This window comes from uncultured Tissierella sp. (assembly GCF_902479755.1).
GTDB classification, from domain to species: Bacteria; Bacillota; Clostridia; order Tissierellales; family Tissierellaceae; genus Tissierella; species Tissierella carlieri.
Map to the genome: position 1 here is coordinate 51578 of NZ_CABSQO010000015.1, position 20285 is coordinate 71862.

General features: G+C 30.3%; 18 protein-coding genes and 2 riboswitches. All 18 genes read right to left on the bottom strand.

The window, feature by feature from the left end:
- Positions 1-135 precede the first annotated feature (135 nt).
- Complete coding sequence (locus RDK80_RS09645; RefSeq protein ID WP_246565724.1) at positions 136-2838, bottom strand: sigma 54-interacting transcriptional regulator; 2703 nt, start codon at positions 2836-2838, stop codon at positions 136-138.
- 27 nt (positions 2839-2865) lie between these two features.
- Entirely contained in the window at positions 2866-4056 is a 1191-nt protein-coding gene (nagA, locus tag RDK80_RS09650) for an N-acetylglucosamine-6-phosphate deacetylase (protein WP_246565722.1), read from the bottom strand.
- A complete protein-coding gene (nagB, locus tag RDK80_RS09655) occupies positions 4046-4771 on the bottom strand; it encodes a glucosamine-6-phosphate deaminase (RefSeq protein ID WP_216558186.1) in 726 nt (241 codons plus the stop codon). Before nagB ends, nagA begins: the two co-directional genes overlap by 11 nt.
- A gap of 173 nt (positions 4772-4944) precedes the next feature.
- Entirely contained in the window at positions 4945-5892 is a 948-nt protein-coding gene (locus RDK80_RS09660) for a calcium/sodium antiporter (RefSeq protein ID WP_216558182.1), read from the bottom strand.
- Between the two features lie 127 nt (positions 5893-6019).
- A complete protein-coding gene (locus RDK80_RS09665; RefSeq protein WP_216558178.1) occupies positions 6020-6523 on the bottom strand; it encodes a dihydrofolate reductase in 504 nt (167 codons plus the stop codon).
- Between the two features lie 33 nt (positions 6524-6556).
- Positions 6557-7693 carry a metal ABC transporter permease gene (locus RDK80_RS09670; RefSeq protein WP_216558175.1) on the bottom strand — a complete coding sequence of 379 codons (1137 nt, stop codon included), beginning with the start codon at positions 7691-7693 and terminating at the stop codon, positions 6557-6559.
- The gene (locus RDK80_RS09675; protein WP_308524155.1) at positions 7694-8827 is read right to left on the bottom strand and encodes an iron chelate uptake ABC transporter family permease subunit; all 1134 of its coding nucleotides are present in this window, start codon (positions 8825-8827) and stop codon (positions 7694-7696) included.
- A gap of 9 nt (positions 8828-8836) precedes the next feature.
- Positions 8837-9571 (bottom strand): metal ABC transporter ATP-binding protein, encoded by a 735-nt coding sequence (locus tag RDK80_RS09680; RefSeq protein ID WP_216558168.1) that lies wholly within the window; start codon positions 9569-9571, stop codon positions 8837-8839.
- 24 nt (positions 9572-9595) lie between these two features.
- The gene (locus tag RDK80_RS09685; RefSeq protein WP_308524156.1) at positions 9596-10525 is read right to left on the bottom strand and encodes a metal ABC transporter solute-binding protein, Zn/Mn family; all 930 of its coding nucleotides are present in this window, start codon (positions 10523-10525) and stop codon (positions 9596-9598) included.
- 3 nt (positions 10526-10528) lie between these two features.
- Positions 10529-10930, bottom strand: coding sequence for a metal-dependent transcriptional regulator (locus RDK80_RS09690; protein WP_308524157.1), 402 nt, complete (start codon positions 10928-10930; stop codon positions 10529-10531).
- Positions 10931-11117: 187 nt separating this feature from the next.
- Positions 11118-12047: a hypothetical protein gene (locus RDK80_RS09695; RefSeq protein WP_308524158.1), complete on the bottom strand. Its 930-nt coding sequence runs from the start codon at positions 12045-12047 to the stop codon at positions 11118-11120.
- 37 nt (positions 12048-12084) lie between these two features.
- On the bottom strand, positions 12085-12888 hold the full coding sequence (locus tag RDK80_RS09700) for a hypothetical protein (protein WP_308524159.1): 804 nt from the start codon (positions 12886-12888) through the stop codon (positions 12085-12087).
- A 366-nt stretch (positions 12889-13254) separates the two neighbouring features.
- Positions 13255-14445, bottom strand: a complete 1191-nt coding sequence (locus RDK80_RS09705; RefSeq protein WP_216554546.1) for an aspartate kinase — start codon at positions 14443-14445, stop codon at positions 13255-13257.
- Between the two features lie 16 nt (positions 14446-14461).
- The gene (locus RDK80_RS09710) at positions 14462-15691 is read right to left on the bottom strand and encodes a homoserine dehydrogenase (RefSeq protein ID WP_216554548.1); all 1230 of its coding nucleotides are present in this window, start codon (positions 15689-15691) and stop codon (positions 14462-14464) included.
- The gene (gene metA / locus RDK80_RS09715; RefSeq protein ID WP_216554550.1) at positions 15691-16581 is read right to left on the bottom strand and encodes a homoserine O-succinyltransferase; all 891 of its coding nucleotides are present in this window, start codon (positions 16579-16581) and stop codon (positions 15691-15693) included. Before metA ends, RDK80_RS09710 begins: the two co-directional genes overlap by 1 nt.
- Positions 16582-16807: 226 nt before the next feature.
- Positions 16808-16917: riboswitch (SAM riboswitch) on the bottom strand.
- A gap of 66 nt (positions 16918-16983) precedes the next feature.
- Positions 16984-17073: riboswitch (SAM riboswitch) on the bottom strand.
- 75 nt (positions 17074-17148) lie between these two features.
- Positions 17149-18363 (bottom strand): RtcB family protein, encoded by a 1215-nt coding sequence (locus tag RDK80_RS09720; protein WP_216554553.1) that lies wholly within the window; start codon positions 18361-18363, stop codon positions 17149-17151.
- A gap of 28 nt (positions 18364-18391) precedes the next feature.
- Positions 18392-19975 carry a sensor domain-containing diguanylate cyclase gene (locus RDK80_RS09725; protein WP_216554555.1) on the bottom strand — a complete coding sequence of 528 codons (1584 nt, stop codon included), beginning with the start codon at positions 19973-19975 and terminating at the stop codon, positions 18392-18394.
- 141 nt (positions 19976-20116) lie between these two features.
- Positions 20117-20239 (bottom strand): hypothetical protein, encoded by a 123-nt coding sequence (locus RDK80_RS09730; protein ID WP_276515532.1) that lies wholly within the window; start codon positions 20237-20239, stop codon positions 20117-20119.
- Between the last annotated feature and the right edge of the window lie 46 nt (positions 20240-20285).

A 20285-nucleotide genomic window follows, 5' to 3' on the forward strand; every position in this document is an offset into this window, starting at 1 on the left:
ATAAGCGACTTCCACGAAATCAAAGTTCTCAGCAATCTGCTTAAAACTCAACTAGATCAAATTCTTGATATTAATTATTAAAGTAGAACTTTCCTATTCATTATAAGAAAATAGTGTGTAATTAATTACACACTATTACACACTAATATTATTTTCCATAAACAACCTAACAATATAGGCTACTTCATTATCTCCGATATTAATCTTATAATTTTCATTAATGAACCTAAATTGTTCCTTTACTATTAACATCTCATTTAGATATAATTTCCTAAAACTATCTAGCTCATCAAATATTCTGGTTTTTTCCCCAGCTAAAAGGCTATCGATCATAAAACAAATATGGAGAGCCATGCCCATTTTCACATCATTTGTTACTTTGATATTTAATCCTTCTTCTAGTCCATTTATTAGGTATTTAATATCTTTAATTATCAAATCGCTTTCTAAATGTACTAAATGTTCCTTAAGAGAATCCCATATCTTATCATACATTTCAGCTTCTTTAATTATTTTATCTAACTCTTTCACAGTTTCCTTTGAAAAAAGATCAATGGCAGAAATAAATGGTATTGATTTTATATTTATATTAACTGCACTTATAATAGCTAGTATATTATAATTCTTCTCTAATTCTGCTATTCTGTCTTCTATCCTTCTGTCATCAATAATATTAATAGTAATTATCTTAATATTCTTATTAGATATCGTATTGCTTACGATATCCGATATCTTCTTTGCTACTCCATCACCTGTAAAGCAAGCGGAAACAATAATATTCTCTTTTTTTCTATTCCTATCTTGTGAAGTATCTATTATTCCTTTATAACTAATTGATCCTAAAATATCCTCTAATGCATATCCTATTATTGCTTTTCTTGCAATATCTAAAACTATTAGAGTACTAACCATATCAATTGTTCTAACTTCAACACCAGTTTCTTCAGTAATCATATGGCCAAAATTGGTTAGGGAACCCATGTCCACCATTAAAATAACACCTTTATCCCTATGAATTTCTAAGACCTTATCTTTCGTTATCTCATACATTTTCTGGGGCTTCATAGATAATGGCATATCAAGGCCTACAACAAAATCAGAACCTATTAAACTATTTACTACCTCTACCATTGAACTTGCGGTACTTCGACCATGCATTACAACAATAATTTTCACATTTGATTCTATTTCCTTTTTATCTTTGAAATAATCAGATGCAAAAAACATAGCCAAATATCCTATCTCATCTACTGGTATTTCAATATTAAACTTATTATCTATTAATTTTGCTATCTTCATAGCAAATATAAATTCATCTTCATAATTTATTCGAATAAAGTTTAATTTAGGATTATATATCTTTTCTCCATTTCTAATTCTTTCGACGCTTCTTTCAAGATGGAAAGATAATCCAAAATATATCCTCTCATCATATTCCCTATTTAAACCTTCCTTAGCTAATAATAAAATCTCCTCAACTACTCCTGCTATTTCTTTGTTAATTATACTATGGATTTCGTTTTTCCTATAGCGTCTACTTATTTCTCCAATATATTTTTGAAAATGAGATTCTATGTCTATGCTTAGAATCTCATTTATATCTGATTCGTCCATTCCTGACATCTTGAAGGTATCAATTTTTTCTTCAATTATGTTATAAAAATCTTCACCTATATTTTCTTCTTCATGGATAAGTTTTAAAGGTGGTTCCTCGATTTCACTATACTTCAATATATCATTAGTTCCACCTAGTAATTCATTTACTTCCTTCCTATATTCATTCAAATAAAGTAAACCCTTTCTTACATGATTTGGTAAATCCCCTTGATTAATCGTAAGAAAACCATTTAAATTTGCTTTATAATTTAAGAAGGCTTTGGCACAAGAAAGTTGTATATCACTCTTTAATTGGCCAATATTATTTGGACAATCATATAATAAATAAGAAATAATTGAGTTTTTATTGATATAAATACTTTCTCCAAGTCTACGTGATTCTTCTCTAATAAAGGATTCTATCAAAGAATATCTTTCTGCTAAAGACCTCTCATGTAAATTTGGTAATCTTATTACCATAGGTATCCTTCTAGAAAAGGTTTGCAGCAAATATGATTCTGGTTCCTCTGTAGTAGCAGCTATTATCCTAACATTTACATATATCGACTTTTCGCTCTCCCCAAGAGGCCTAAAAAAACCTTTATCTATATATGTAAATAACATCTCTTGCCCTTCTGGAGTTAATCTATGTATTTCATCTAAAAAAAGTACTCCTTTATCAGCTTTTTTTAAAAGTCCATCTCTATCAGTTTCAGCTCCCGTAAATGCACCTCTTTTTACTCCAAAGATATGTGCTGTTAAAAGATTAGGATTGCTGGCATAATCTGCACAATTGAATCTTATAAAGGGTGCATCCTTGTCTAGTATATCGACTTCTTTAGCATATTCATACATCTGCTCAGCAAATAAAGATTTTCCAACTCCAGTTTCCCCTAACAACAAAGTATGAAGACCTTTTGGTGGGTATATAATAGCGGCTTTAGCTTTTTCTATAGGAACACTTAAACCCTGCTTAGCTCCAGCTAGTTTATCTAAACTATTTAATTCATCACTAAATTTGTTATCAGAGGAGGTAAGAGTATTATTTGATATTGATTGGAATAGAACAGGCCTTCCATCTATTTTCTCTATCCTTTTATCATTATATAAAGCATTGAGATATCTACTAATCGTAGACCTATCTAAGTTTAACTTCTTTGATATATCCGTAGCAGATACACCTGTTTTCTTTTTTAGCTCTAAATCTAAAAGAGTATTATATACCTTATCAATAACCTTCAATCTATCCCCCCTTTAAACTTAATCTTATTAGTTACTACAGAATTTCCATTCTCCCATGACCATAGTACCGAGTACATTTATATCTTTATCTATTAATATCATATCTGCATCTTTACCTATCTCAATACTTCCTTTATGCCCATTGATTCCTATAGCCTTGGCAGGAGACAAACTTGCCATTCTTATTGCATCATTTATAGGAATATCTAAATAATATATCATATTATATACCGCATCTCTTAGATTCAGAGTAGATCCTGCTAAACTTCCAGTTTCTAATCTAGCTGTACTGTTTTTGACTATTACCTTTTGTCCTCCCAGCTCATAATCACCATCTGAAAGTCCTGCTGCCATCATAGAATCTGATACAAGTACTATCTTATCTACCCCCTTCATTCTGACAGCAATTTTTACTGCAGCATCATGTAAATGAATTCTATCGTATATAATTTCGCAGTATACTCTTTCGTCTAACAATGCTGCTCCTATTATCCCTGGCTCTCTATGATTAAATTCTCTCATCCCATTGTATAAATGTGTAGCTACAGTAGCACCATAGTTTATTCCTATTTGTGTTTCTTCAAAGCTTGCATTGCTATGGGCTAATGCCACTATAATATCCTTAGACTTTAAATAAGATATAATATCTAATGCTCCAGAAGTTTCAGGAGCTATAGAAACCATTTTTAGACGACCATTAGATATATTGAAAATTTCCCTTATCTCTTCCTTATTGGGATTCTTAATATACTTACCTGGCTGTGCTCCTTTTTTATCTAAGGAGAAAAATGGTCCTTCTAGATGTACTCCTATTAGTTGAGACAATTCCTTTTTATTTTTATAGTTTGCCAGATTTCTTATTGCATTAGACATATTTTCATAGGAAGATGTTATTACCGTTCCTAAATAAGATGTAACACCATTTTTCAAATGAAATCTGCCAATATTATCTATGGCATTCTCAGTACTATCCATAATATCAAATCCCATGTTTCCATGATTGTGGATATCAACAAAACCAGGTGCTAGGAAATTTCCTTTTCCATCAATAACTAAATCTATATTTTCTATTTTTATATTATCTTCTATATTTATCTCAACAATTTTATCTTGTTCTACAACTACACCGTAACCAAAAAATATTTCATAGGGATTAATTAAATTTATATTCCTTATTAGAGTTCTCATATTATCACCTTTTTTATCTTTAAGCTTCATAAGCTTCTTCAGTTAAAATAAATGTAACATTCGGATGCAATAAAAGAAGGGTTGCAGGTATATAAGTAGAAATATGTTTAGCTTCAAGTAATTTTTTTACAATAGGAGCCTTTTTCTTTCCATGGGCCATTAAAATTATCTTTCTCGCCCCCATTATACTACTCATTCCCATAGTTATAGCAGTTTTAGGTACTTCTTCAATTGAATTAAAAAATCTGGAGTTTGCATTGATAGTTGTATCATCTAACTTTACGATGCTAGTATATATATTTAATTTATCTGATGGTTCATTAAATGCAATATGCCCATTCTCTCCAATCCCTAATATCTGTAAATCTATTCCACCCTTGTCTCTAATTATTTTATCATAGGATGCACAAGCATCTTCTAGGTTTTCTGATTTCCCATTTGGTATAAATGTATTCTCCAATTTAATATTGATATGGTTAAATAATACATCCCTCATATGATAACTATAGCTATTAGGATCATCTCTATCTAAACCTACATATTCATCTAAATTAAATGTAGTTACTTTAGAAAAATCTAATCCCTCCTCCTTGTATAACCTTATTAATTCTTGATAAGTTCCCATAGGAGTACTTCCTGTAGCTAGTCCCAATGTCAAATTAGGTTTTCTTTCTATTTCATCCTTTATCATCTTTGCAGCTACTTCACTAATAGTTTTATAATCCTTTTCAATCAATACTTTCAAGCCGATCTCCCCCTACTAACCTTTTAGAATTTTACTCTCAATACTTCTTACAAGCAATTATATCATAATTTTCTGTAAATAATTATTTTAAAATTATATATAATTGAAAAAATTAGTTTGATTTTAGAAAGCTACTAATAACTAGTAGCTCTAATTCATTATGTTTTATTATGCTAAAATAAAATACATAGATAGCCTCCATATAAAGCTAATAATAATATTCCTGTAGGTCTTCCTATCTTTTCGAAAACTATTCCTGACAATATAAATATCAACGCCACGATTGTAGCCATAGGAACATCTAGGGTCAGTGTTTGCCTTGATATTATTAACCCTTCAGAACTAGCTAAAGTAGATATTCCCATAACTACAGTCATATTAAATATATTAGCTCCTACTATATTGCCTACAGATATATTTTGTTTTCCCTTTATAGTAGCTGCCAAAGCTGTAACTAACTCTGGCAATGATGTTCCAACTGCAAGTAAAGTTAAACTCACTACCTGCTTAGGAATTCTTAGGAAATTCGCTATTTCTACTCCAGTATCTACTAGTATATGTGCACCGTATATAATTAAAATTGCTCCTAACGCAAATTTACCACTATTTATAAATACTTCTTCTTTTTTAATAGACTTTTTATGTACTTTCTTTCTTTTTCCGTTTTCATTCTTATGATCAAATATATTGATAAAAATAAATAATATAATTAAAAATAATAGAATTCTACCTTCATTGTGACTAATCATACCATCTGACGCAAAATAATAGAAAATACTTAGATATCCAAACATCATAGCTCCTTTAATGCCAAAAAAATACTCTTTAACCTTTATTGGCTTTATTAAAGAGCAAATTCCTATTATAAAAGCAATATTACATATATAAGAACCTAATGCATTACCTACTGCCATATCGGTAAAACCTTCTTTACTTGATAATGTAGAAACAAAAAGCTCTGGTAAAGTAGTAGCTACACTGACTACAGTAGCACCTATTATTCCAAAAGAGATTCCTGTCTTTTCTGCAATCCAAATTGTAGCGTCTAGAAACCAATCTCCACCTTTTACTATCATTATTAAGCCTATAATAAACAATGATAAAGTTAAGAGTCCCCCCATATAATCCCCCTAAAGTTAATTTATTCCTTGACTACTATATATTTATATAAAAATAAATCCTCTATTATTACAATATTTTCATTTCTAAAGTTAATTCCCCTATAACTAAATAGTCATAGGGGAACCCTTACCTAACTCTAATATAATCTACATATTTATATTCTAGATCATCTTGCCTATACACTTCTGATTCCTTTATTATCTTCCAGTCATCAAGTACATCCAAATTTGGAATAAAGGTGTCTGCATCTTCAAAGGATTTGAAAATCTTAGTTATATATGCTTTGTTACAATAAGAAATAGTCTGCTTAGCAATTTCTCCTCCACCTATTATAAAATTCTTCATTTCATCATTGGGATTTAATTCTTTTAATAAGGGAAATAATGATTCTAAAGAATTAATTACCATTGCACCCTCTGCCTTATACTCTTTATCTCTAGTGATTACAATATTTATCCTATTTTGCAATGCTTTTTTATCTGGCAAGGATTCAAATGTTCTTCTCCCCATTACAATAATATTTCCCTCTGTAAGCCTTCTAAACCGCTTCAAATCTTCTGATATTTTATATAGCAAGTCTCCATCATATCCAATGTTCCAATTATTATCTACTGCAAATATTAAAATCATATTTCCTCCTATGAGTTATTTATTATATATAATTTATTTTTTACCAGTTTCAAATCCAGATATTATCTCCTCATAACTTCTTATAGCATATTCTCTTCCCGATTCAGTTAATTTAATTATGCCATCTTCTACATAGATCTTTTCTTTTCCTTTAAGTTCTTTTATTATTGATTTCAAAAACTGCTCATTCCACTGTAAGTGCTTCTCGATAGTATGAATTCCACTTTCCAAGTCTCCATCTTCCTTACCTTCATGATTATATAGATGAAACATTAAGGATTTTCCTGCAAATTCTATTCTCTGACGCTTTCTTCTATTAATAGTGGTTAAGAGACCTCTTCTAGGTGAAAATATGAATACCAACAAAAATACTATCCCTGTCATTAATGCCATAGAACCAGCTATGGAAACATCTAAAACAGAAGCAAGTTGATAGCCTAGAATTCCATTTAATCCACCAATCAGACCACTTAGAATGAGCATGTTTTTTAAATCATCTGTAAGAAGATATGCAGTTACTGGGGAACCTATCATAAAAGCAATTACTAAAATAGAACCTACAGATTCAAATGCTCCAACAGCAGTTATTGACACAATAGTCATCAAACTATAATGTATTAATGCAGGTGAAAATCCCAAAACAGTTGCTAGTGCAGAATCAAAAGTTACTATTTTAAGCTCCTTAAAGAATATTATTACAAATAAAAGATTTATTATTAAAATAATCCCCATAGAATACATAGATTTTGCTCCTATATCTACTCCGAATATTCTCATACGATCAAAGGGTGCAAATGCCAGCTCCCCTAATAGTACGGAATCTGTATCTAAATGAACTGATCCAGCATATCTGGATATGATTATTATAGCTATACTAAAGAGTAACGGAAATACTATTCCTATAGCAGAATCCTCAGATACCAGCTTAGTGCTATTTAACATTTCAGTTAAAAATACGGTAAATACTCCCATAAGGGCAGCTCCCACTATTAAAAAGGGAGAGGTTAAACTATTCGTCATAAAAAATCCGATTACTATGCCTAATAAAATTGTATGTGTTATGGCATCTGACATCATAGACATCTTTCGCAGTACTAAAAATACCCCGGGAAGAGAACATGCCACTGCCACTATAACCGATATAATTTGAATCTCTAATTGTGGTGACATTTATAACTCCTCCTTCTTAAAATAATTTTCCACATAGTCTAAACCCTTTTCAGTAATTGCCCATTTATTAAAATAATCTTTCTTAGCAAGCCCCCTATTTCCTAAGGATTCCAGTTTATTCATAAGCTCTTTTGCTGTTCTCCCAGTCATAGATTTATTTGGCTTGATTATGAAAATATCATGACTATGATTTATATCTTCATGATTCATAGCTAAATTATAAAGATTCACTAGCACTTGATCTTCATTTATTTCTCTTTGTTTTTTTCTATCTCTAAAGTATCTCCATATTAATCCTCTATTAGGTGCAAATCCTAGACTAATTATTACTATTATACTTATGACTATTACTATCATTGGACCTGTAGGCAATTTTGAAATTACTGAACTTAATACAGTACCAATAATTCCTGATATTGCTCCAAATACTGCTGATAGAATTACCATAATAGATAGTTTATCTGTCCATTGTCTGGCAGCCACTGCTGGAGCTGTAAGCATGGCACTCATCAAAATAACTCCCACAGTTTGTAGTCCTATAATAATAGCTGTTACTATCATAAAAAACAATAATGTTGTTATCCTCTTTGTAGAGAATCCAAGGCTCTCTGCATAGTCTGCATCAAATGATACTATCTTAAATTCCTTCCAAAAGATAATAGTTAATGTTATTAAAACTACTCCTAGTATTCCCATAACTTGAACATCCCTCTTAAGCAAAGTAGATGCCTGCCCAAAAATAAATTTTTCTAAACCAGCTTGATTCGCATTGGGTATCTTTTGGATATGTGTTAGGAGAACAATTCCTCCTCCAAAGAAAACTGATAATATCAATGCTAGGGCACCATCAAATTTGATTCTCGAATATTTTACTATAGAGAGGATTATAAATGTAGATAATAGCCCTGATATTAATGCTCCAATTAACAATACTTCTGTTCTTTTTGTTTGAGTCATTAAAAACGCTAATGCAATTCCTGGTAGTGCAGAGTGGGAAACTGCATCTCCTAATAAACTTTCTTTCCTTATAACAGCAAAACTACCTAATACGCCAGATATTATTCCTAGAAATGCAGAGCCTAATGATACGATCCTCAAAGTGTAATCTGTTAAAATAAGATCTAATATTGACAATTTCCTCACCTACCTCTTCAAAATTTGCCCTGTACTTCTATAGGTTCTCTTTAGATTTTCATCTGTAAAGACTTCACCAACAGGACCACTAGCTATTATCTGAGTATTTAACAATACTACCCAATCAAAATATTCTTCCACCGTCTGAAGATCATGATGGACAACTATTATGGTTTTTCCTCTTTCCTTTAATTCCTTTAAAATAGATATTATGGCTTTCTCAGTCTTAGCATCTACACCTTTAAAAGGTTCATCCATGAAATATATATCTGCATCTTGGACTAATGCCCTTGCAAGAAATATTCTCTGTTGCTGTCCACCAGATAGTTGAGATATCTGTCTATCTGCAAACTCCGACATACTTACTTTTTCTAAGGCTTCTCTAGCCTTAATTTTATCTTCTTCTCTTGGGCGTTTTATCCATCCTAGTTCTCCATATCGTCCCATAAGAACTACGTCTAAAACATTTGCCGGAAAATCCCAGTCTACACTTTCAGATTGAGGTACATATCCTATATGTTTCCTTTGAGACTTATAACTTTGACCATTGAATAGTACATTACCCGATACTGGTTTTATTAAATCTAGCATAGCTTTTATCAATGTGGATTTTCCTGCACCATTTGGTCCTACTATAGCCATTAAGACAGATTTTGGGATATTAAGGTCTATATCCCATAAAACCGGCTTTGCTTGATATGCTACTGTCATATCTTCAACTTCTATTATATAATCAAGATTCATATTTCCTTCCTCCTTGTTACTCAATTATTTCAAAGCATCAACAATTGTATCTATATTTGCCTTAAATGTACCTATATACGTTTCAGCTCCAGTTCCTGCATCGCCTGTAGAGTCTGAATAAAGTTCTCCTCCAATTTCCACCTGAAATCCTTGAGCCTTCACAGCTTCCTGCAATGCTTCAATACTTTTTCTTGGAACTGATGATTCAACAAATATTGCCTTAATCCTTCTTTCTACAATAAATTTTGCCAATTGACTAACATCAGATGTCCCAGCCTCAGATGCAGTACTTATACCTTGTAACCCCTTAACTTCAAATCCATAGGCATTGCCAAAATAGTTAAAAGCGTCATGAGCAGTTATAAGAACTCTGTTTTCTTGTGGAACTTCTAATATTCTTTGATGGATATATTCTTCAAGTTCATCAAGTTCTCCCAAATACTTTTCCAAGTTAGCGTCAAATTCACTTGCATGTTCCCCATCTAGTTTCTTAAGTCCTTCTGCTACAGTTTTTGCCGCCTCTTTCCAAAGTTTTACATCAAACCAAATGTGAGGATCGGAGCTTCCAGGATTCGTTACAAAATCAATAAAATTTGATTCATCAATATCTTTAGATACTGCTAAAATCATTTTTTTGCTACTTTCTATATTTTCAAATATATCTCCCATTTTTCCCTCTAAATGAAGTCCGTTATATACTACCATATCTGCATTTTGCATTAATTTAACATCTCCAGCACTTGCCTTATATAAGTGAGGGTCCACTCCTGGTCCCATAAGTCCTTGAACATTTACATACTCACCACCGATGGACTTCACAAGGTCTGCAACCAAAGTAGTAGTAGCAACTACTTTATATTTACCATCATTTGTTACACTATTTGAATTTCCACATCCCGTTACAACAACCGCTGACATTGATATAATCATTATTAAAATTAGTATTCTTTTCATTACTTATTCCTCCCTTATTATATTTGACCCATGTGGACATACCTTGGGGTAATTTAAATATTCATCTAATTTTTCCTCTAGTTTCTTATTAGTCACATGCTCTAGTTTCTCTGCTTCGTCATGTACTTCCTCTGGATCGTATCCCAATTTTTCCACAAGAAAAACTTCCCATAGAAGATGTCTCCTTCTAATCTTCCTAGCTTCTTCAGCTCCATATTCCGTAAGTTTTATTCCTTGATATACTGTATATTCAACGTATCCATCATGTAATAGTTTCTTTATCATCTCCGACACTGAAGGGGGTGATATCTTAAGTACTTTAGCAATATCTTTGTTACTAACTTGCTCCTTATCTCCACCAAGCTCATATATGGTTTTTAGATAATCTTCTTTGCTTATATTCATAATCTTCCTCCAAAATATTTTAATGTTAGGCATGCCTAACTTATTTATATAATACCCTTTTTTCTAGACTTAACACAATATTTTATAAATAAAAATCCTCATAACTTTTTATGGCTATGAGGAACACACTAAATTAACTGAAATATGGCGAATATTATTGAGAAATAATATATTCAAATTATCTCAACTAAAAATATTTAATTTCTAATTTATATTTATCATAATAAACCTGATACAGTCTTTCTAAATCTTCTTTGAATATATCAATATTTATACTGTCATGTTTTTTTATTATCACAGATTCAACTTTATCTTTATAGCTTTCAGTTAAATATTCTAGTATTTCTATAACTACATCCGCTATCAATATGGGTTCAAATATATTAATATTGACTATTCCCATTCCCATGTTTTTTGCATTTAAAGACCATTTATACTTACCTTTAACTGGATTTAACATAGTCTTCCTATATCTTTTGTCCTCAAGTAAAGTATATTGATTATAATAAGACAACTCTCCAAACGACAATATCTTTTCTTCATGGCTATCACTATTGTCATAGTAAAATTCTGAAGTTTCATATAGGATATTATTTATATCATAGGTTTCTATCTTATCTAACCTATTGTTCTCATATTTATATTTTTTGATAAATATGGCTTCTCCATCTTTTACAGCTTTAGTATTCTCTATTAATTGTCCAGATTCATTATATTTGTTATCATATGTATATACTATTTCATTTTCTTCCTGATACTCATTATCTATCTTAGTTCTTACTGCTTCATATATTTTATTGCCAAATTCATCAAATTTATAGTCGCATAATACTTCTTTTGTAATCTTGCCATCTACATTCTTTGTTGTTTCTCTAATTAAATCATTTTTTTCATTGTATACTAATTCAATGGTTTTATAATAAAATATATTATGCTGATAATGAAGTCCTTCATAAAAATAAGTATTTGTGTTGGTAATATAGTGATTATCCTTATATACAGGAAGTATATAATTATCCTCTTCTTTTACATCTATATAAATATCTACCTTTTCTTCTGCACTTATACAATTTCCGTATCTATCCTCTTCCATTGAAACTTCCAGCCATTTATTCATTAAATCACTTTCCCTTCTTTTCTATCCATAGATACAATTAAAAATCTTCAAGAATTACAATTCCATAATTATCACGATAATAATTATATATTTCAGGATTTTCATATCTGTAAAGCAAGTTTACATTAAAAATAGTTATAATTACACAATTGATTATACCTTTATAGTTTCCTATAATATAATCCATTATTTCCTTTATCATATCTAAAGTTAATGCTGGTTCATATATATCTACCGTACAGCTATCCTTGTCTCCATATCCATATCCTAGTTCCCACTTGTACTTTCCTCTTGCTGGATTAACCAAAGTCCTCCTCATTCTTCCATCTTCCAATATACTGTAATTATAATGATACAAAAGTTCTCCGTCATTGAGTATTGCTTGTTCATATAATCTTCCTTCTTCGTCATAATAATAGCTAATTGTCTTATAAAATCCTTCTTTATATTTAGTCTCTTTCTTAATCAATTGTCCATTACTATATTCAAAAGCAGTGGTTCCAAGGAAATTTCCCTCTCCATCTTTTTCAATAGTCTTTATTAGTTTATTCTCCTCATCATATATATTTTCATACAAATACACAACAACATCATCTATATCTGTAAAATGTCTATTAAGTCTTTTTTCAATCAAATTGAATTTCTCGTCATATATATTTTCATAAGTAATATCACCATCTACCTTGCCCATACGTTTAGTCTTTTCTCTAACCATATCTTCCTTGCAATTATATTCTATTTCTTCGATTCCATAGTATATTGTTTCTTCAATATAGTCATTGAAATTATATTGGTAGGATGTTCTTTTCAAAAATGTTTCATTTAAGCTGTTATCATTCATTATATCCCCTCCTTTTTATCTAAAAAGATATATAAGGCCCTCTTATTCAGAACATCATTAAATCTTTAAATAATTCAACAGTTCTGCAAAAGAGGGCTAAAATATAAACTCTATCACTATTATCTTAAAATAAGAATTTTTTATATCCTTTTCTTTAGCTTATATAAAGTATTATTATCTAAACAACTGACCCCTATAGAAGACCATAAAAGCAATAGCATCAGGGTATCCTATTGTTTTTATTTTCTGAATGTATGATACAATTATAACAATCACAAGTTTTCTTTACAATTGATTTATTTCCCTATATTTCGACATACTATAGGGTCGAGGAAATATATGAAAATTTCTAGTGATATTAAATAATTATAAATTAAAAGTCTGTGCTATTCTATTAATTAAATCCTTTATCTCTCCGCCCTCGAAAAAATATGATAAACTTAATTCCGATGTACATAACTTCTTGTATTTTATACTGGTTTCTTTTATCATATCAAATATCTGTGATGTGATCTTGGCTTGGTTTATTCTTCCAGATCCGACTATAGATATCCTCGTAGTATCATTAACTTCCACCTCTATAAATCTGTCTACATTAGTTACTATCTCCTTTCTTATGGTGGAAAATAATCTCATGTATTCTTTAGAGCAAGTAAAAGTAATATTTAAATCTTCATTTATTGAATTATTTTCTGTCATTCCAATATCCAAATTATATCTACCTAATATCTTAAATACATTTGATAATTTATCTATTTTATTAGGAATATTCTTTATTTTTACTTCTATTTGGCTATCGTCCACTACTAGTGATAGAACTTTTAATTCCTCCATCTTATCACTCCCTATCATTGTTCCAATTTCATCTTTGAAACTATTTCCAATATATATAGGCACTTCAAACTTTTTGCCCAATGCTAATGCTCTTTTGTCAATTACCTTAGCACCTAATCTAGCCATCTCCAAGACAATATCATAATCTATCTTTGGTATTCTAAGGGCATTTTCATATACTCTGGGATCAATAGAATATATGCCATCTACATCTGTATATATTTCACAAGGACAATTGAATTTAGCTGCTAATGCTACAGCAGTGGTGTCTGAGCCCCCTCTTCCTAATGTTGTGATATCTCCATTTTCATTAATTCCTTGAAAGCCTGCTATAACTACTACATTTCCTTCTTCTAAATATTTTTTTATTAAATCGTCCTCAATGCCTGCTATACTTGCCCTAGTATAGTTTCCTACAGTATTTATTCTACCTTGAACTCCTGTTAATGAAACAGCTTTGCATCCTAAATTATTTAATGCAATGGAAAGTAAAGCTATTGATTGTTGCTCTCCTGTTGACAATAAAACATCCAACTCTCTATCCAATGGATTCAAAGTTATTTCTTTAGCCAACTCAATAAGTCTATTTGTACTCTTTCCCATAGCTGAAACTACAACTATAATGTCCTTAGTAGATTTCTTTCTTTCAATTATCTTTTTAGAAACTTGAATAATCTTTTCAGTGGTTTCTACTGAACTACCACCATATTTCTGAACAATCATGAAATCACGTCCTTTTTTACACTTCTAGCCTTGCCACAAAATAATTCTTAGAATCTATCATAAATATATCAATTAATTTTTCTAATTTCTTTTTTGATATCAATTTAGTGGTAAATGCAATGCTATCCTTCTTTTCAATCATATCTTCTATAATTTCATTATCAATTATATATTTTTCTATTTTAACCTTGGTATCCTCCTTCACATTAATTCTCATATAATATTTGCCTCGATATAATTGATTAATGTTATTTAACTCACTATTTTCTAAAGAACAATTTCTTTGATAGGTATTGGACGTAATATCTATTAAATCACTTAATACTGCATTAGCTGTAGGAAATCTTCCAGCACCTTCTCCAAAGAATCTTAATTCTCCTACATTATCTCCTATAAAAGAAACCAAATTATTTGCATCATCAACTTTACTAAAATAAGAATTTTGGCTCATTATAACTGGCTCCACAGAAGCATAATACTTATTATCATTTACAATTGCTGTACCTAATAACTTAACTGTACAACTCATTGATTTTATATTCTTTATATCACTAAAGTTTATACTATTAATTCCATAACATGAAATATCTTCTTCACCTATCTTGTCTTTAAATGCAATAGTAGATAAAATCCTAAGTTTTCTTCTAGTATCATAACCTTCAATATCATCAGTAGGATTTGCCTCTGCATACCCTAACCTTTGACTTGTTTCTAATGCTTCCTGGAAATCCAAGTTTTCTGATATCATCTTTGTCAGTATATAATTAGATGTTCCATTTAATATGCCTCTTATTTCTTGTATTTGGTTTATATTTACCTGCTCTTTTAATGGTTTTATAATAGGGATGCCACCACCTACACTAGCTTCGTATAAAAAAGATTTATTCTTTGCTTTCGCTAAATTTGTTAACTCTTCCAGATGTTTTGCAACCACAGCTTTATTAGCTGTTATTACATCCTTCCCTTTATTTAATGCTTCTTTTATATAATAATATGGGTTATCTAAACCTCCCAAAACTTCAATAATTATATCAATATTATCATCTTCAATTATTTCGTAAATATCGGTGGTTAGTTTCTCTTTATCTATTTCAATATCTCTCTTCTTATCTATATCCTTTACCAAAATCTTAGATATGCTAATTTCTTGTTTTATTAGCTTCTCTAGATACTTCTTTCTTTCTTCTAGTATCTGTACAATACCTATTCCCACTGTTCCCAATCCTAATAAGCCAATATTCAACATTAATTTTCCCCCTCCTTTTGTATTAAATAATATCTTATCCAGTTATCTACTAAAATTTGCGAATAGCCGCTCCATGTATTTTCAGGTATTAGAGTAAAATCATCATTAGGAAAATAATTCTTAGGTAAATCTGGTGATAATCCTTTATCTCTATCTCTTCTATATTCATTGTATAAAGTATACCTATCATACTCTGGATGGCCTGTAATATATATCTGTTTCCCTTTTCTTCCAGCTACTATGTATATCCCAGCATCATTTGATTTTGATAAAACTTCTAATTCTTCTATATCTTTTATATCTTCTTCTTTAATCTCAAAATACCTAGAATGCGGAGAAAGTATCTTTTCTCCACATCTCTCAAATAGTGGGGAGTTTATATTTACAATCTCATGGCTGAATATCCCTGCTACCTTTTTATCTGTTGTATGCCTAGGTATCTTATAATTGTGATATAATCCTGCTACTGCTGCCCAACATAGATAGATAGTAGACTTAATATACTCATTAGAATAATCTATTATAGCTTTCAACTCTTTCCAGTAGGATATCTCATTAAAATCTACAAATTCCAAAGGGGTGCCAGTTATTATCATTCCATCATAATTTATATTTTTTATTTCACCTAATGTTTTATAAACTTTCTCTAGATAACTTAGATTTGTATTCTTAGACCTATATGTTTCTGTATATAAAAAATCTACCTGTATATCTATAAAGCTGTTTCCTAGTAATTTTAACAGTTGAAACTCCGTATCTAATTTATTTGGCATTAAATTTAATACTAATACTTTTGGCAAATCTTCAGATTTACTTTTAGAATTAATATCTATATTTTCCTTTCTAAGTAAATCTATGGCTGAAATATTTATATCAATTACTAATCCCATGTCTTACCCTCCTAATCCTATTTCAAAAGCTTTTATTATATCTCCAATATTCTCAGAACTAAATATCCCTCCTCATGCATGTAAGTTCTAAACTCTCCCCTGACAGTTGTTAACATGGAAATCACTAATTCTAGTTTTTTTCATTTTCTAATCCTCCTTTTTATAATTAAAAAATCCCTTTCTAAGATAAGAAGGGATTTATAATGCAAAAAGATATAGATTCCGCCTCTTATCTCTCAGTTTTCACCGCAGGAATTAGCACATTTTTTAAACTATATAGCTTAAAATTGTTGCTGGGTTTCATCGGGCCAGTCCCTCCACCTCTCTAGATAAGAAAATATTAAGTTGTAATTAAAAAACCTTCTTAGCTAATGCTAAGAAGGTCGATTTTCTATGAAATCTCTCTTATCGCCATTAGCAGAACCACCTTGCCAAATGGCAGGTTGGCGTAGGGTCATAGAGCTAATTCTCTACCCTAACTCTTGATAAGCAATACTATTAAATTGTTAAAATGATATTAACACAGAGGATTAAATATGTCAATGAAAAAATATCTTTTATTAATTCTTATGCTTTGAAATTATAAATTGGCTTTATTATGTCAATGACCTCAGCAGTTTCAGTAATATTATTTAATATTTCTTCAATCGCTTTATATGCAAATGGTGATTCATCTAAAGTATGTTCACTTATGGATGTAGAATAAATTCCTTCCATACTCTTTTTAAACTCATCTAAAGTGACAGCCTCCTTTGCAACATTTCTGCTCATAAGCCTTCCTGCTCCATGAGGAGCTGAATAATTCCATTCAGGATTACCCTTTCCAATGGCGATTATGGAACCATCTCTCATATTTATAGGAATTAGAACTTTTTCACCTTTATAGGCTGCTATGGCACCCTTCCTAATGATATTATCCTTGAAATTAATATAGTTATGAATAGTCTCAAAATAGTTAAATTCACTTAGCTCTTTTCCAAGTAAGTTTTTAAGAATAATATCTGACATTACTTCACGATTTAAACTTGCATATTCTTGACATATCCTCATATCATTTAAATACTTTTCTCTATGCTCCCCAGTTAAATAGCACAAAGCCTTGGGATATTTAGGCTGAAGTTCTGCATAGTCCTTTTCTAACTCTTCAAGAACCTTCTTTATTTCTTTTCTTCTGCCTTCTGCTTTATAGCGAGCAATTATTTCTTCTCTTTTAATAAAATAATCACCCTTGCCGCTACATAAATCTATTGCTAGTCTTTGATATATCTCTGCCACTTGCTTACCTAGGTTTCTGCTGCCTGAATGGATTACTAAATATTTATTGTTGTTGCTATCTACTCCGATTTCAATAAAGTGATTGCCACCCCCGAGAGTTCCTATACTTCTTTCAATTCTTTTAGTATCCTTCAAATCTCTAAGGCAATACAAATCCTTTAATTTATCAAATTTAAACTTTCTTTCATTATGTGTAGATTTTCCAGAAGGAATCTTTTTGTTTATTATATCATCTAACCTTGGTAAGTCTATGTCTATATCTCTAAGTTCTACAGTAAGCATTCCACATCCTATATCAACTCCAACAATATTGGGTATCACCTTATCCCCCATATCAGCTGTAAATCCAATTACACAACCCATACCTTGATGAACATCTGGCATTATTCGAACCTTTGAATCCTGGATGAAATCTTGATTTAACAAATCAAGTATTTGCTCCTTTGCTCCGTCTTCAAGATTATCAGTAAATATCTTGGCAATATTATATCTTCCTTGTAATTCCATTTAGTCACATCCTTCTTTAATCATATTATCATATATCAAGTGTGGCTCTATTCTTTCCTTCTTTCTTAGATTTATATAAGGCCATATCTGCTCTTTTAACTACAGATGAAAAATCTTCATCATCTTTATTAAAATAAGAAGCACCTATTGAGATAGTTATATGGTATTTTTCGCCTTGGTCCTCATACTCAAAATTTTCTATATCTCTTAAAATCTTATCTGTAAATGAATCTAAATGTTCTTCTTTCAGCCCTTCACAAATAAGAAGGAATTCTTCTCCTCCCCATCTACAAAGAAAATCTGTTTTTCTTGTAGATTTATTTATGATTTCTACAAGATTTCTTAAAACTCTATCCCCTACATCATGTCCGTAACTATCGTTTATTTTTTTGAAATCATCTATATCAAAGATAACAACGGCAAAAACATTATTATATCTTTTAAATAAATAAAATGTTTCTTGCAGCTTTTTTGTGGCAGCTCTCCTATTAAAAGCCTTAGTGAGTTCATCTATATTTAATTTTTCTCTTAATTCTTTATTAGAATTTTGATAATACCAATGTTCTAAAATTAATACTATTAAAATTCCTATAAGGATCAATCCAAGTGATAAAACTCCTACTAATGCAGTCATTTTAGAAATAGCTTTATCACCATCCTCAGAAATTTCATCTATATAAGGTTGAATGTCATCAAAATAAACACCCATTGCAATAATCCAATTATATTCTTTATATAACTTTGCATAAGTTAATTTTTCAGCAACTTCGTCACGTGTTTTCTTTTTAAAAAAATAGGTAAAATATATTTCCCCATTTTCTTTAATTCCGTTGAGTTCTGTTAGGTAAGGATAATTACCTTCAATATCTTGAGTCTTTGTAGATAAATACGTACCTTCTGTGTCTTTTAAGTTTGGATGGATGAGGCGAATGGCATAATTGTCTCCACCATCATAATTCACAATCTCATTAATCCAAATATAAGCATCATTTTCAAAGCTATCACTATGTATTCGTTTCTTTATAGATTCTGTAGTTGCATGTTTTATGTAATCTTTAGTAACTCCATAAAAAATATAATATTTTCCATAATCATCTTCATTATACGTTATAGCCTTTTTCTTTAAATCATCAATATAATCATAGACATCTCTTGTATCCTCCATATGGCCTATATTATTCTGGTATAAAATTTTATCTGTAGATCTATCTAATATAAATATATCGAAAGCCTCTTTGATAGTTCCTGTATCAAAGTAGTCAATGACTTTCTCTAAAAAATCTTCTTTTTCTGATCTATAATATTCTTCTATAACTTTAGTAGCTCTATTTATACGATTTCTATTTACTTCCATTATCTCAACTTGTGTTTGCTCAATATTATTTATCATATTATTGACTGAATCCCTAAGAAAATCCTTCTTTATATCTATAATGCGATCTTTAGTATATTGGGCATATAATACTTTTACATCCTTAAATGTAGATATGTAAGAATAATTCAAAATAACCAGTAAAGAAGCTATGGAAAAGATAAGTAAAAAAATATATAGTTTTCTTACTCTCTCCAGGCTATCAATTCTGTCAATCAATTTATGTATCCGCTTTTTCAATTGGACCATCCTTTCGGCTCACTAATTACCTTCCTATTTATAATTTCATTGTATCATAACTGTTATAATAGTTGTAACTCGTTATATAAAATTATTCGAATATTAAAGAAATGCTCCAGCCTATAAAGACTGGAGCATTCTCTAGCTAATGTTTAAAGCTACTAATCTACCTTCTTCAAATCTTATTATATCATCATAATATTTAGTAAAATCTTCGTTCACTTTATGAGTAATAAATAAGACTGTAAGATCATCTCTTTTCAATAAATATTCTTCTATTTTTCTTTAAAGTTTATTATTTAAGAAAAGC